Origin of the sequence: Streptomyces sp. MUM 2J (genome assembly GCF_022414535.1) — a bacterium.
In the GTDB taxonomy this organism is placed as follows: domain Bacteria; phylum Actinomycetota; class Actinomycetes; order Streptomycetales; family Streptomycetaceae; genus Streptomyces.
In genome coordinates, this window is sequence record NZ_JADWYM010000060.1 from 16,378 (window position 1) to 29,653 (window position 13,276).

Genomic DNA, 13,276 nt, shown 5'->3' on the forward strand with positions numbered 1-13,276 from the left:
GTTTTTCGTCCACCGCCCCGTGTCAGGCGGACGTCGATCGCGAAGCGCGATCCTACTGACAACCATCGACACCGACGGGCGGTAGGGTGCCCGTGAGACGTGTGAACAGTTGCGAACCACGCCGGGAAAAGGGGCAATCCGCAACGGTTCGAAACCAGGCTCCGCCCGTGAGCCCCCGGCGCGGCCGCAGGGCCGGCCGGTGACCGGAGCGGCGCGACACGACCCACACGGGATCTTCACCGGTGGAGCGCGTGCGGCGGTTCCGCGCGGCGCCCACCACCGACGAGGGGGAACAGCAGGTGAGCATGACGGCCTCCGCGCCGGCCGGCGCGACCCGCGGACCGGGCACCGGAGCCCCTTCCGGGGCGGGCACGGGATTCGGCTTCTGCCGGGTCACCATCGTGGCGCCCGACAGCCGTATCGACGTGGCACTGCCCGACGACGTCCCGGTCGCCGACCTGTACCCGGAGATCCTCAGGCTCTCGCGGCAGAGCCCCACCGAGGGCGCGCCCGTCGGCTACCACCTCGTCCGCCGCGACGGCACCGTCCTCGACGGTGCCCGCTCCTTCACCGCGCAGCGCATCCTCGACGGCGAACTGCTCACCCTGCGCCCGTTCGCCGACTCACTGCCGCCCGCCGTCCTGGACGACGTCTCCGAGGCGGTCGCCTCCGCCGTCACCCGCGACCGCACCCTGTGGAGCGGCGACCTGACCCGCGCCGCCGGCCTCGTCGCGGGCGGCATCCTGCCGGCGCTGCTGGCGTTCGTGGCCTGGAGCTCGCAGATCCGCCACGACATGCACAGCCTCCAGGGCGTCCTGGCCGGCGTCACCGGCCTCCTGCTGGTCCTCCTCGCCGGCGTACGGGCACGTGTCTACGACGACCGCGGCTCCGCCGTCGCCCTCGGACTCGGCGCCCTGCCGAACGTCGCCGTCGCCGGCTCGGGCCTGCTGCAGCTCGCCGACGGCCAGGGCATCGGACGACTCCAGTTCCTGCTCGCCTGCACGGCGGTCCTGGTCGCCTCCGTGGTCCTCACCCTGCTCTCGCCCGGAGGCGACGGCCCCTTCGTGGCGTTCGTCCTCGCCTCCGTGATCGGCCTGGTCACCACCTTCATCGCGATCCTCACCGGCCTGAGGCCCATCGAGACGGCCGCGATCTGCGCTCCGCTGTCCGTCGTCGCGCTGGCGTTCCTGCCGGGCCTGTCCATGCGGTTCGCCCGGCTGCCCATCGGCTTCGAGCCACCCAGCCCCGCGCGCGGCGGCTACGGCACCGCGGAGGCCGGTGACCAGGGGCCCGTCGACGCCGAGCGCATCGCCGCCCAGGCCCGCCGCGGCCACGAACTCCTCATCGGCCTGGTCGGCGGCTGCGCCCTCGTCGCCGTGGGCGCCTCCATCGTCCTCGGCTTCTCCAGCAACCTCTGGGCCCAGCTGCTCGCCCTCGCCACCGGAGTGGGCATGCTGATGCGCGCCCACCTGTTCCGCTACACCGCTCAGGTCGCCGCCACCCTGGCCGCGGGACTCGCCGCCCTCGTCTTCCTCGGCCTCGGGCTCGCCCTGAACCCGCCGCGGGACTACCTCGTCGACGCGTTCCAGGGCGACACCACCGCCCTCGACATCCGCAGCGTCTGGCTCGTCGCGGCCGTCGCCGCCGCCACCGCCCTGGTCACCGCGATCGCCCTGATCACCCCCGCGCGCGGTGTCACCCCCTTCTGGGGACGCTTCCTGGAGATCGCCGAGGGTTTCGTCCTGCTCACGCTGATCCCGCTGGCCCTCGCCGTCTTCGACGTCTACGCGCGGGCACGTGCGATGACGAGCTAGTGCCGCGGCCGGCCGCCGTGGCCGCCGTGGCCGCGGCGGCCGGGAAGGGGCGGTACGCGCGCGTACCGCCCCTTCCCCAGCCTCCGTCCGTGGCCGTTCCCGCCAGCGAAGGGCCGTGGCGGGCCCTCGGACCGGCGGGGCCCCTCGGGTCACCGGGGGGCGGGCCCCTCGCCGCCGGGCGCCGACTCGAGATCGAACTCGCCGTCCCGCGCCCCCAGCACGAAGGCGCGCCACTCCGCCTCGGTGTACCGCAGCACCGTGCCGGGATCCAGGGACGAACGCATGGCGACGGCCCCACCGGGCAGGCGGGCGATCTCGACCCGCTCCTCGTGCTCCTCGGTGCCGGGCGCGCTCTCCCACTCCGCACCGGTGATGTCGAGCGCGTACAGTTCGTCCCGCTCCCGCGCCTTGCGCGCCTCGATCTCCTCAGCCGTCTCCGCCATGCCCCAGCGACCCCTTCCGGACGTACGAACGGTGCTGGTCCTCACCCTAGTGGCGGGACCCGGCCCGGCCGGGCGGTTCACCGGACCGGGGCAACGACCCCGGCGCCGGCCTGGTACCCTCAGTGACGGCCGTTTGTGTACGCACCCCCGGAAGTCCTTGAGGACCCCGGTGGCCGCGCCCAGCGGATCCCCGCCTCCCGAGTAACGGAAGCTCCCCCGAGATGCAGACCGGGGGCACTCGGTGGCCGCTCACAGACTATGAGGAGTACGCGTGTCGCTCGACGCCGCCACGAAGAAGCAGATCATCTCCGAGTTCGGTACCAAGGAGGGTGACACCGGCTCCCCCGAGGTCCAGGTCGCCCTTCTGTCCCGCCGGATCTCCGACCTGACCGAGCACCTCAAGACCCACAAGCACGACCACCACTCCCGTCGTGGTCTGCTGATCCTGGTCGGTCAGCGCCGTCGCCTGCTGCAGTACCTCGCCAAGAAGGACATCCAGCGCTTCCGCGCGCTGGTCGACCGCCTCGGCATCCGCCGCGGTGCGGCGGGCGCCAAGTAGGACGCCGTGAAGGGAGCGGTTCCCGGGAGGATCGGGGACCGCTCCCTTTGCCGTACGTGCGGGGACATGCGGAGTGTCACTCACGCTTTGTAGTGTGGTAGCACAACGCCATACGCACAACGCCATACGCACGACACCGAACGAACGACGCGACCGCGCGACGCAACCGCGCGGCGTGGAACGCAGGACAAGAGGAGAAGCGCACCTCGCCGCCGCCGGTCCTCGGTAGTGGCCCCCGGGAGCAAGCGAGCCCCGGGTGCTTCGATCGAAGACCGGCACGCACCAGAAGCGACGCTTCTCCGCCACCGTCCCCCGCCACACGGGCGAGGAGGGACGAAAGACGACAAGCAACGGAGAAAACGCTGGTGGAGAACGAGACCCACTACGCCGAGGCCGTGATCGACAACGGCGCCTTCGGCACCCGCACCATCCGCTTCGAGACGGGCCGCCTGGCCAAGCAGGCCGCCGGCTCCGCCGTCGCGTACCTGGACGACGACACCATGGTGCTGTCGGCCACCACCGCCTCCAAGCAGCCCAAGGACCAGCTCGACTTCTTCCCCCTCACGGTGGACGTCGAGGAGCGGATGTACGCCGCCGGTAAGATCCCCGGCAGCTTCTTCCGCCGTGAGGGCCGTCCCTCCGAGGACGCGATCCTCACCTGCCGCCTGATCGACCGCCCGCTGCGCCCGTCCTTCCGCAAGGGCCTGCGCAACGAGATCCAGGTCGTCTGCACGGTCATGGCGCTCAACCCCGACCACCTGTACGACGTCGTGGCGATCAACGCCGCGTCCGCGTCCACGCAGCTGGCCGGTCTGCCCTTCTCCGGCCCGATCGGCGGTGTCCGCGTCGCGCTGATCCGCGGCCAGTGGGTCGCCTTCCCGACGCACACCGAGCTCGAGGACGCCGTCTTCGACATGGTCGTCGCGGGCCGCGCCCTGGAGGACGGCGACGTCGCGATCATGATGGTCGAGGCCGAGGCCACCGACGGGACCATCAAGCTGGTCGAGGGCGGCGCCGAGGCGCCCACCGAGGAGGTCGTGGCCGCCGGTCTGGAGGCCGCGAAGCCCTTCATCAAGGTCCTGTGCAAGGCCCAGTCGGACCTCGCCTCCAAGGCCGCCAAGCCCACCGGTGAGTTCCCGATCTTCCTCGACTACCAGGACGACGTCCTGGAGGCCCTGACGGCCGCGGTCAAGCCGGAGCTCGCCCAGGCGCTCACCATCGCCGGCAAGCAGGAGCGCGAGGCCGAGCTGGACCGCGTCAAGGCCCTCGCCGCCGAGAAGCTCCTGCCGGAGTTCGAGGGCCGCGAGAAGGAGATCTCCGCCGCGTACCGCTCCCTGACCAAGACCCTGGTCCGTGAGCGCGTCATCAAGGAGAAGAAGCGCATCGACGGCCGCGGTGTCACCGACATCCGCACCCTGGCCGCCGAGGTCGAGGCCATCCCGCGGGTCCACGGCTCCGCCCTGTTCGAGCGCGGTGAGACCCAGATCCTGGGCGTCACCACCCTGAACATGCTCCGCATGGAGCAGCAGCTGGACACCCTCTCGCCGGTGACCCGCAAGCGCTACATGCACAACTACAACTTCCCGCCGTACTCCACCGGTGAGACCGGCCGCGTCGGTTCCCCGAAGCGCCGCGAGATCGGCCACGGCGCCCTCGCCGAGCGCGCCCTGGTGCCCGTCCTGCCGACGCGCGAGGAGTTCCCCTACGCGATCCGCCAGGTCTCCGAGGCCCTCGGCTCCAACGGCTCGACGTCGATGGGCTCCGTCTGCGCCTCCACCATGTCGCTGCTCAACGCCGGTGTGCCGCTGAAGGCCCCGGTCGCCGGTATCGCCATGGGCCTGATCTCCCAGGAGATCGACGGCGAGACGCACTACGTCACCCTCACCGACATCCTCGGTGCCGAGGACGCCTTCGGCGACATGGACTTCAAGGTCGCCGGCACGAAGGAGTTCGTGACCGCCCTCCAGCTCGACACCAAGCTGGACGGCATCCCCGCCTCCGTCCTGGCCGCGGCCCTCAAGCAGGCCCGCGACGCCCGCCTGCACATCCTCGACGTGATGATGGAGGCCATCGACCGGCCCGACGAGATGAGCCCGCACGCCCCGCGGATCATCACCGTCAAGATCCCGGTCGACAAGATCGGTGAGGTCATCGGCCCCAAGGGCAAGATGATCAACCAGATCCAGGAGGACACCGGCGCCGAGATCACCATCGAGGACGACGGCACGATCTACATCGGCGCCGCCGACGGCCCCTCCGCCGAGGCCGCCCGCACCACGATCAACGGCATCGCCAACCCGACCATGCCGGAGGTCGGCGAGCGCTACCTGGGCACGGTCGTCAAGACCACGACGTTCGGTGCCTTCGTCTCGCTGCTGCCGGGCAAGGACGGTCTGCTGCACATCTCGCAGATCCGCAAGCTGGCCGGTGGCAAGCGTGTGGAGAACGTCGAGGACGTCCTCGGCGTGGGCCAGAAGGTCCAGGTCGAGATCGCCGAGATCGACTCCCGCGGCAAGCTCTCGCTGGTCCCGGTCATCGAGGGCGAGGACGACGAGCAGAAGGACGACACCGACAAGTGACGTCCCGCGGCTCCAAGGCGACGGCCCGCCCCTCTTCGGAGGCGCGGGCCGTCGCCCGTACCCAAACGCTCATCAAGGGCGCCGACGGCACCGGTACCGTCCGCAGGACCGTCCTCCCCGGCGGCCTGCGCATCGTCACCGAGACCCTGCCCTCCGTCCGCTCGGCCACCTTCGGCATCTGGGCGCACGTCGGCTCCCGTGACGAGACCCCGTCCCTGAACGGCGCCACGCACTACCTGGAGCACCTGCTCTTCAAGGGCACCTCGCGCCGCAGCGCACTCGACATCTCCTCCGCCCTGGACGCCGTCGGCGGCGAGATGAACGCGTTCACGGCGAAGGAGTACACGTGCTACTACGCGCGGGTGCTCGACACCGACCTGCCGCTGGCCATCGACGTCGTCTGCGACATGCTGACCGGTTCCCGGATCCTCGAGGAGGACGTCGACGTCGAGCGCGGCGCGATCCTCGAGGAGATCGCGATGACCGAGGACGACCCGGGCGACTGTGTGCACGACCTGTTCGCGCACACCATGTTCGGCGACAACCCCCTCGGCCGTCCGGTCCTCGGCACCGTCGACACGGTCAACGCCCTCACCGCCGACCGGATCCGCCGCTTCTACCGCAAGCACTACGACCCGACCCACCTGGTCGTCGCGTGCGCGGGCAACGTCGACCACGCCAAGGTCGTCCGGCAGGTCCGTGCGGCCTTCGAGCGGGCGGGCGCCCTCAAGGACCCCGCGGCGCAGCCCATCGACCCGCGCGCCGGCCGGCGCTCCCTGCGTACCGCGGGCCGCGTCGAGCTGCTCGCCCGCAGGACCGAGCAGGCGCACGTCGTCCTCGGCATGCCCGGCCTGGCCCGCACCGACGACCGCCGCTGGGCGCTCGGGGTGCTGAACACGGCACTGGGCGGCGGCATGTCGTCGAGGCTGTTCCAGGAGGTCCGCGAGAAGCGCGGCCTGGCCTACAGCGTGTACTCGTACACCTCCGGCTTCGCCGACTGCGGCCTCTTCGGCGTCTACGCGGGGTGCAGGCCCTCGCAGGTCCACGACGTGCTGCGGATCTGCCGCGACGAACTGGACCACGTCGCCGAGCACGGCCTGTCCGACGACGAGATCGGCCGCGCCGTCGGCCAGCTCCGCGGATCCACCGTCCTCGGTCTGGAGGACACCGGCGCGCTGATGAACCGCATCGGCAAGAGTGAGCTGTGCTGGGGCGAGCAGATGTCCGTCGACGACATGCTGGCCCGGATCGCCGCGGTCACCCCCGACGAGGTCCGTGCCGTCGCCCGCACCGTCCTGGGACAGCGGCCGTCGCTGTCCGTCATCGGCCCGCTGAAGGACAAACAGGCAGCCCGGCTGCACGATACGGTCGCCTGATCCCCTCCGGTCAATCCCCGTCGGTCGTAAGGAAGCAACAGAGATGAGCAAGCTGCGTGTGGCGGTCCTCGGCGCCAGGGGCCGCATCGGGTCCGAGGCGGTCAAGGCGGTCGAGGCCGCCGAGGACATGGAGCTGGTCGCCGCCCTCGGCCGCGGCGACCGGCTGGAGGCGCTGGAGGAGTCCGGCGCCCAGGTCGCGGTCGAACTGACCACCCCCGACTCGGTCATGGACAACCTCGACCACTGCCTGCGCCACGGCATCCACGCCGTCGTGGGCACGACCGGCTGGACCGACGAGCGCCTCGCACAGCTGCGGGACTGGCTCGCCCGGTCGCCGGGGACGGGCGTACTCATCGCGCCGAACTTCTCCATCGGCGCCGTGCTGACGATGAAGTTCGCGCAGCTCGCCGCCCCGTACTTCGAGTCCGTCGAGGTCGTCGAGCTGCACCACCCGAGGAAGGTGGACGCCCCGTCCGGCACCGCCACGCGCACCGCCCAGCTCATCGCCGCGGCGCGCCGCGAGGCCGGAACGGCACCCGCTCCGGACGCCACCGCGACCGCCCTGGAGGGGGCGCGCGGCGCGAACGTCGACGGTGTCCCGGTGCACGCGGTCCGCCTGCGAGGTCTCCTGGCCCACCAGGAGGTCCTGCTCGGCGGCGAGGGGGAGACACTGACCATCCGTCACGACTCGCTGCACCACAGCAGTTTCATGCCGGGCATCCTGCTGGGTGCCCGCCGCGTCGTGACCACTCCGGGCCTCACGTTCGGCCTGGAGCACTTCCTGGACCTGAGCTGAGCACCGGACCGTCATGCGCGCGAAGATCTCCTACGCCGTCACGGCCGCCGTCCTGGTCTTCTACTTCGTCCTGGTCGGTAGTCGCGGTGTGATGCTCATCCAGTCCGGCACGCTCCTCACCGTCACCTTCGGGGTCGCGGTGCTGATCCTGCCGGTGATCGGCGTGTGGTTCCTGTGGCAGAACACGCGGTTCGTCCACAAGGCCAACCAGCTCGCCGCCGAGCTCGCCGCCGAGGGCGGCCTGCCCGTCGACGAGCTGGTCCGCACCCCGAGCGGCCGGATCGACCGTGACTCGGCCGACGAGGTCTTCGCCCGGCGCAAGGCCGAGACGGAGGCGGCCCCCGGCGACTGGCGCAGCTGGTTCCGGCTCGCCGTGGCCTACCACGACGCCCGCGACACCCCGCGCGCCCGTAAGGCGATGCAGCGGGCGATCGCCCTGCACGAGGGCAGACAGCCGGCGACCTGAGCCCTTTCCCGGGGCCGGGCCACCGGGCAGGGAAGGGGCCCGGCCCCGAGCGGACCGGGCTCCTTGGTGTACCGCCGCGGGGTCAGCCCCGCGCGTTCTCCGCGGCCCACGCCTCGATCGTGTCCGTGGCCCGGTCGAAGGCCTCCACACGCGCCAGGAAGTCCGCGTTGTGCGTCGTCATCAGGGGCGGTGCGCCCTGTGCGCGCCCCCGCCCGGCGAGCAGCAGGGCCTGGCCCTGCACCGTGCGCGGCAGCCCCAGCCAGCGCACGGGCTGCTGCACCGTGCGGACGCTGGTCACCTGCTCCCACGGGACGGTCCGCGTGACCAGGAGGCCCACCTGCCGCAGGCCCTGACCGCTCACCCACACACCCATCCGCAGCAGCCGCAGGGCCACGGCGATCACCACGGCCGCGACGCCGAAGACGGCACCGGCTCCGCCCGGCGTGCCGGTCAACGCGATGACGACGGCCGCGAACAGCACGTACGAGGCGAGCAGCAGGCTCAGGGCCGCCGCCCCCACACGCCACGGTCCGGGCCGGTAGGGGCGTCGCCAGTGATCGCGGTCCTCGTACGGCAGGGGGACGTCGTCCGCCGCGTCGAAGGTACGGTCGGCCGTAAGGAAGGGCAGGGGCACGACTGGTCCTCACTCGTCCAGGCACGGGCTGTGCCCGGTGAGGTTATCCGCCCGTGCCCCCGCCCACCACCATCGGGGCCCGCGGAACGCTCAGTGTCCCCGTGACGCCTGCGACTGCCGGGGAGCGGTGGAGGAGTGGTCGACGGACAGCGCCGGCATCCCGAGGAGCAGGGACCCGACCAGTCCCGCGACGATGGTCAGGCCCAGGAGCCAGCGCCCGGCCAGCTGGCCCACCCCGGCCCGCTCGCGGGGCGGGGGAGCGACATTGCTGCGGAATCCGTCCGCCTCGGCGGGAAAGGCGAACGGGACGGGCTCACGCCGACCGGCCATCTGCGGGTGTCTCCCTTCCGGGGGGTTTCGGTTCATCCGGGTGCTTCCGGACGAGAACGGTGCGTGGTCGCCCGTGAAGACGAACAAACGCTCCCCGCGGTGCCCGTTTTCGCCGACTTCACAGGCTTCACAGGCTTCACGGGGTTCACCGGAATCGTCCGTCTCCGCGGGGCGCGGGCACCGAACGCCCTTGCCGTCACCGCGGCGCCGTAGAGTGGCGTCGCCAAGAGACGAGATGGGAAGGCCCTCCACCACCGTGACCGACACCCCCGCCGACGACCTCAAGCCCGGCTTCCGCAGCGATGTCACCGTCGAGCTGGTCAAGCACACCGCGTCGGACGCCGACGTGCTCTTCGCCGCCCGTGTCTCCACCAGGGGCGAGCAGTCCCTGGAGGACGTGGACAAGGACCCCGAACGCTCCAAGGGCCTGATCAACTACCTGATGCGGGACCGGCACGGCAGCCCCTTCGAGCACAACTCGATGACCTTCTTCATCAGCGCACCGATCTTCGTCTTCCGGGAGTTCATGCGCCATCGTGTCGGCTGGTCGTACAACGAGGAGAGCGGGCGCTACCGCGAGCTGCAGCCCGTGTTCTACGTCCCCGACGAGTCCCGCAAGCTGGTCCAGGAGGGCCGCCCCGGCCAGTACCGGTTCGTCGAGGGCACCCGGGCCCAGCAGGAACTGACCGGCCGTGTCATGGAGGACTCCTACCGGCAGTCGTACGAGGCCTACCAGGAGATGCTCGCCGCCGGTGTCGCCCGTGAGGTCGCCCGCGCGGTCCTGCCCGTCGGTCTGTTCTCCTCGATGTACGCCACCTGCAACGCCCGGTCCCTGATGCACTTCCTGGGCCTGCGCACCCAGCACGAGCTGGCGAAGGTGCCGTCGTTCCCGCAGCGGGAGATCGAGATGGTGGGCGAGCGGATGGAGAGCGAGTGGGCCCGGCTGATGCCGCTCACCTACGCCGCGTTCAACGCGAACGGCCGTGTGGCACCGTGACGCCGTACTTCCTTTCGCCGGCCGGGCACAGATGTACGGGTCAGCCTTGTGAGGTGTCCGTATTGCGGCATTTGGAGAAGTTCATCTAGCCTGATCAAACGGACCCGGCACTGCTTGAACCCCCGAGCAGGCAGTGCCGGGCTCCATCTCTGTCCCGACTGTCCCGATACCCCGAGGGCAGACCACGTGGTGAGCAACGAGTAGCGTGTAACCCATGGCTCCGACCTCCACTCCGCAGACCCCCTTCGGGCGGGTCCTCACCGCCATGGTCACGCCTTTCACGGCGGACGGCGCACTCGACCTCGACGGCGCCCAGCGGCTCGCCACCCACCTGGTGGACTCGGGCAACGACGGCCTGATCATCAACGGCACCACCGGTGAGTCCCCCACGACCAGCGACACGGAGAAAGCGGAGCTCGTCCGAGCGGTCCTGGAGGCGGTCGGCGACCGGGCCCACGTCGTCGCCGGTGTCGGCACCAATGACACCCGCCACAGCATCGAGCTGGCCCGCGCCGCGGAGAGGACCGGCGCGCACGGACTGCTCGTCGTCACGCCGTACTACAACAAGCCCCCGCAGGAGGGCCTGTACCGGCACTTCAAGGCCGTCGCCGACGCCACCGACCTGCCGGTGATGCTCTACGACATCCCGGGCCGTAGCGGAGTGCCGATCAGTACCGAGACGCTCGTCCGTCTCGCCGCGCACCCGCGGATCGTCGCCAACAAGGACGCCAAGGGCGACCTCGGCCGCTCCAGCTGGGCCATCGCCCGCTCCGGCCTCGCCTGGTACTCCGGCGACGACATGCTGAACCTGCCCCTGCTCTCGGTGGGCGCGGTCGGCTTCGTCTCGGTCGTCGGCCACGTCGTCACCCCGGACCTGCGCGCCCTGGTCGAGGCGTACGTCTCGGGAGACGTGCAGAAGGCCACGGAGATCCATCAGAAGCTGCTTCCCGTCTACACGGGCATGTTCCGGACCCAGGGCGTCATGACGGCGAAGGCCGCCCTCGCCCTGCGGGGTCTGCCCGCCGGCCCCCTGCGCGCTCCGATGGTGGAGTGCTCGCCCGAGGAGATCGAGCAGCTCAAGATCGATCTTGCCGCAGGCGGGGTACAGCTCTGACATCGAAACTTCGCGCGCGCAGGCACGCACACGCACTTCACAACTGAATAGGCGGGCCACCGGTGCCCGTACCCCACAACAACAACTGCTTCTGCACGAACGTCATGCGCGCCACGTGCCCGACCGGTACGTGGCGTGCGTGGTGAGGAGAGTCTTTTGAGTCATCCGCATCCTGAACTCGGTCCGCCGCCCCCGCTCCCCGAGGGCGGCCTGCGGGTCACGCCGCTGGGCGGCCTCGGCGAGATCGGCCGCAACATGACGGTCTTCGAGTACGGAGGCCGCCTGCTGATCGTCGACTGCGGCGTGCTCTTCCCCGAGGAGGAGCAGCCCGGCATCGACCTGATCCTGCCGGACTTCACGTCCGTCCGGGACCGCCTCGACGACATCGAGGGCATCGTCCTCACCCACGGGCACGAGGACCACATCGGCGGCGTGCCCTTCCTGCTGCGCGAGAAGCCGGACATCCCGCTGATCGGCTCCAAGCTGACGCTGGCGCTGATCGAGGCGAAGCTCCAGGAGCACCGCATCCGTCCGTACACCCTGGAGGTGGCGGAAGGACACCGCGAGCGCGTCGGCCCCTTCGACTGCGAGTTCGTCGCCGTCAACCACTCCATCCCGGACGCCCTCGCGGTCGCGATCCGCACGCCCGCCGGCATGGCGGTCCACACGGGCGACTTCAAGATGGACCAGCTCCCGCTGGACGGCCGCCTCACGGACCTGCATGCGTTCGCACGTCTGAGCGAAGAAGGCATCGACCTCCTCCTCTCCGACTCCACCAACGCCGAGGTCCCCGGCTTCACGCCGCACGAGCGGGACATCTCCAACGTCCTGCGCCAGGTCTTCGCCGGCGCCCGCAAGCGCATCATCGTGGCCAGCTTCGCCAGCCACGTGCACCGCATCCAGCAGATCCTGGACGCCGCGCACGAGTACGGCCGCCGCGTCGCCTTCGTGGGCCGTTCCATGGTCCGCAACATGGGCATCGCCCGGGACCTGGGCTACCTGAAGGTCCCCCCGGGCCTGGTCGTGGACGTCAAGACGCTGGACGACCTCCCGGACCACGACGTGGTCCTGGTCTGCACCGGCTCCCAGGGCGAGCCGATGGCGGCACTGTCGAGGATGGCGAACAGGGACCACCAGATCCGGATCGTCCAGGGCGACACGGTGATCCTGGCGTCGTCGCTGATCCCCGGCAACGAGAACGCGGTCTACCGCGTGATCAACGGCCTGACCCGCTGGGGCGCCAACGTCGTCCACAAGGGCAACGCCAAGGTCCACGTCTCGGGCCACGCCTCGGCCGGCGAGCTGCTGTACTTCTACAACATCTGCCGCCCGAAGAACCTGATGCCGGTCCACGGCGAATGGCGCCACCTGCGTGCCAACGCCGAACTCGGCGCCCTCACCGGCGTTCCGCACGACCGCATCGTCATCGCGGAGGACGGCGTCACCGTCGACCTCGTCGAGGGCAAGGCCAGGATCTCGGGCAAGGTCCAGGCGGGATACGTCTACGTCGACGGGCTGTCCGTGGGTGACGTCCGCGAGCCGGCACTGAAGGACCGTAAGATCCTCGGCGAGGAGGGCATCATCTCGGTCTTCGTCGTCGTGGACTCCTCGACCGGGAAGATCACCGGAGGCCCGCACATCCAGGCCCGCGGGTCCGGTATCGACGACGCCGCCTTCGACGGGGTCATCCCCAAGATCGCCGAGGCGCTGGAGCGCTCGGCCCAGGACGGCGTGGTCGAACCGCACCAGCTGCAGCAGCTGGTCCGCCGGAGCCTCGGCAAGTGGGTCTCCGACACCTACCGCCGCAGGCCGATGATCCTCCCTGTCGTAGTGGAGGTCTGACGCTCCGACAGGCGGGAACAGGCAGCGCACCTGAGCGGGGCGCCTCGATTTGCATCGGGGCGCCCCGCTCCAGTACGTTTACGGCTCCGCCTCGTTGGGAACCCGGCCGCTTCGTGCGCCGGACCATGTGTCCCGATGAGAGCGGAAAATCCGACTCAGAATCTCTGATAAAGTCGGGGCCGCCGGAAAGGGAAACGCGAGAGCGGGAACCTGGAAAGCACCGAGGAAATCGGGTCGGAAAAGATCTGATAGAGTCGGAGACACCGAAGGGAAGCGCCCGGAGGAAAGCCCGAGAGGGTGAGTACGAAGGAAGCGTCCGTTCCTTG

Annotated in this window: 12 protein-coding genes; 9 read left to right on the forward strand and 3 right to left on the reverse strand. The window is 70.5% G+C overall.

The genetic code is table 11. The features are described from left to right. Positions 1-305: 305 nt before the first annotated feature. The gene (gene eccD / locus I3F54_RS29885) at positions 306-1,814 is read left to right on the forward strand and encodes a type VII secretion integral membrane protein EccD (RefSeq protein ID WP_240122061.1); all 1,509 of its coding nucleotides are present in this window, start codon (positions 306-308) and stop codon (positions 1,812-1,814) included. A gap of 149 nt (positions 1,815-1,963) precedes the next feature. Here eccD and I3F54_RS29890 read toward each other — a convergent pair whose 3' ends face one another. After that, positions 1,964-2,257: a DUF397 domain-containing protein gene (locus I3F54_RS29890; RefSeq protein WP_240122052.1), complete on the reverse strand. Its 294-nt coding sequence runs from the start codon at positions 2,255-2,257 to the stop codon at positions 1,964-1,966. A 271-nt stretch (positions 2,258-2,528) separates the two neighbouring features. Between I3F54_RS29890 and rpsO the strand changes: the two genes are divergently transcribed. The 5 genes from rpsO (at position 2,529) to I3F54_RS29915 (ending at position 8,033) form a co-directional block, all read left to right on the forward strand. Then, a complete protein-coding gene (gene rpsO, locus I3F54_RS29895; protein ID WP_004982702.1) occupies positions 2,529-2,816 on the forward strand; it encodes a 30S ribosomal protein S15 in 288 nt (95 codons plus the stop codon). Positions 2,817-3,181: 365 nt separating this feature from the next. Then, positions 3,182-5,395 carry a polyribonucleotide nucleotidyltransferase gene (locus I3F54_RS29900; RefSeq protein ID WP_240122053.1) on the forward strand — a complete coding sequence of 738 codons (2,214 nt, stop codon included), beginning with the start codon at positions 3,182-3,184 and terminating at the stop codon, positions 5,393-5,395. Continuing rightward, the gene (locus tag I3F54_RS29905; RefSeq protein WP_240122054.1) at positions 5,392-6,771 is read left to right on the forward strand and encodes a pitrilysin family protein; all 1,380 of its coding nucleotides are present in this window, start codon (positions 5,392-5,394) and stop codon (positions 6,769-6,771) included. The genes I3F54_RS29900 and I3F54_RS29905 overlap by 4 nt, the downstream gene beginning before the upstream one ends. A gap of 43 nt (positions 6,772-6,814) precedes the next feature. Next, positions 6,815-7,567, forward strand: coding sequence for a 4-hydroxy-tetrahydrodipicolinate reductase (gene dapB / locus I3F54_RS29910; protein WP_240122055.1), 753 nt, complete (start codon positions 6,815-6,817; stop codon positions 7,565-7,567). A gap of 13 nt (positions 7,568-7,580) precedes the next feature. Beyond that, positions 7,581-8,033, forward strand: coding sequence for a hypothetical protein (locus I3F54_RS29915; RefSeq protein ID WP_240122056.1), 453 nt, complete (start codon positions 7,581-7,583; stop codon positions 8,031-8,033). 82 nt (positions 8,034-8,115) lie between these two features. On the opposite strand, the gene I3F54_RS29920 is transcribed toward I3F54_RS29915, so the two are convergent. Both I3F54_RS29920 and I3F54_RS29925 read right to left on the reverse strand, forming a co-directional pair. Further along, on the reverse strand, positions 8,116-8,667 hold the full coding sequence (locus I3F54_RS29920; RefSeq protein WP_240122057.1) for a PH domain-containing protein: 552 nt from the start codon (positions 8,665-8,667) through the stop codon (positions 8,116-8,118). A 90-nt stretch (positions 8,668-8,757) separates the two neighbouring features. Continuing rightward, positions 8,758-8,997, reverse strand: a complete 240-nt coding sequence (locus tag I3F54_RS29925; RefSeq protein ID WP_240122058.1) for a hypothetical protein — start codon at positions 8,995-8,997, stop codon at positions 8,758-8,760. Positions 8,998-9,253: 256 nt separating this feature from the next. Between I3F54_RS29925 and thyX the strand changes: the two genes are divergently transcribed. The 3 genes from thyX to I3F54_RS29940 all read left to right on the forward strand — a co-directional run bounded on the left by thyX (position 9,254) and on the right by I3F54_RS29940 (position 12,950). Beyond that, complete coding sequence (thyX, locus tag I3F54_RS29930) at positions 9,254-9,994, forward strand: FAD-dependent thymidylate synthase (protein ID WP_240122062.1); 741 nt, start codon at positions 9,254-9,256, stop codon at positions 9,992-9,994. A 214-nt stretch (positions 9,995-10,208) separates the two neighbouring features. Continuing rightward, complete coding sequence (gene dapA, locus I3F54_RS29935) at positions 10,209-11,108, forward strand: 4-hydroxy-tetrahydrodipicolinate synthase (protein WP_240122059.1); 900 nt, start codon at positions 10,209-10,211, stop codon at positions 11,106-11,108. Positions 11,109-11,264: 156 nt separating this feature from the next. Further along, on the forward strand, positions 11,265-12,950 hold the full coding sequence (locus I3F54_RS29940) for a ribonuclease J (RefSeq protein ID WP_240122060.1): 1,686 nt from the start codon (positions 11,265-11,267) through the stop codon (positions 12,948-12,950). Positions 12,951-13,276 lie beyond the last annotated feature (326 nt).

Bases quoted from the DNA above. Each gene is read 5' to 3' on its own strand.
- eccD (WP_240122061.1), top strand. From the start codon at position 306: ATGACGGCCTCCGCGCCGGCCGGCGCGACCCGCGGACCGGGCACCGGA.
- I3F54_RS29890 (WP_240122052.1), bottom strand. From the start codon at position 2,257: ATGGCGGAGACGGCTGAGGAGATCGAGGCGCGCAAGGCGCGGGAGCGG.
- dapB (WP_240122055.1), top strand. From the start codon at position 6,815: ATGAGCAAGCTGCGTGTGGCGGTCCTCGGCGCCAGGGGCCGCATCGGG.
- I3F54_RS29915 (WP_240122056.1), top strand. From the start codon at position 7,581: ATGCGCGCGAAGATCTCCTACGCCGTCACGGCCGCCGTCCTGGTCTTC.
- I3F54_RS29925 (WP_240122058.1), bottom strand. From the start codon at position 8,997: ATGGCCGGTCGGCGTGAGCCCGTCCCGTTCGCCTTTCCCGCCGAGGCG.
- dapA (WP_240122059.1), top strand. From the start codon at position 10,209: ATGGCTCCGACCTCCACTCCGCAGACCCCCTTCGGGCGGGTCCTCACC.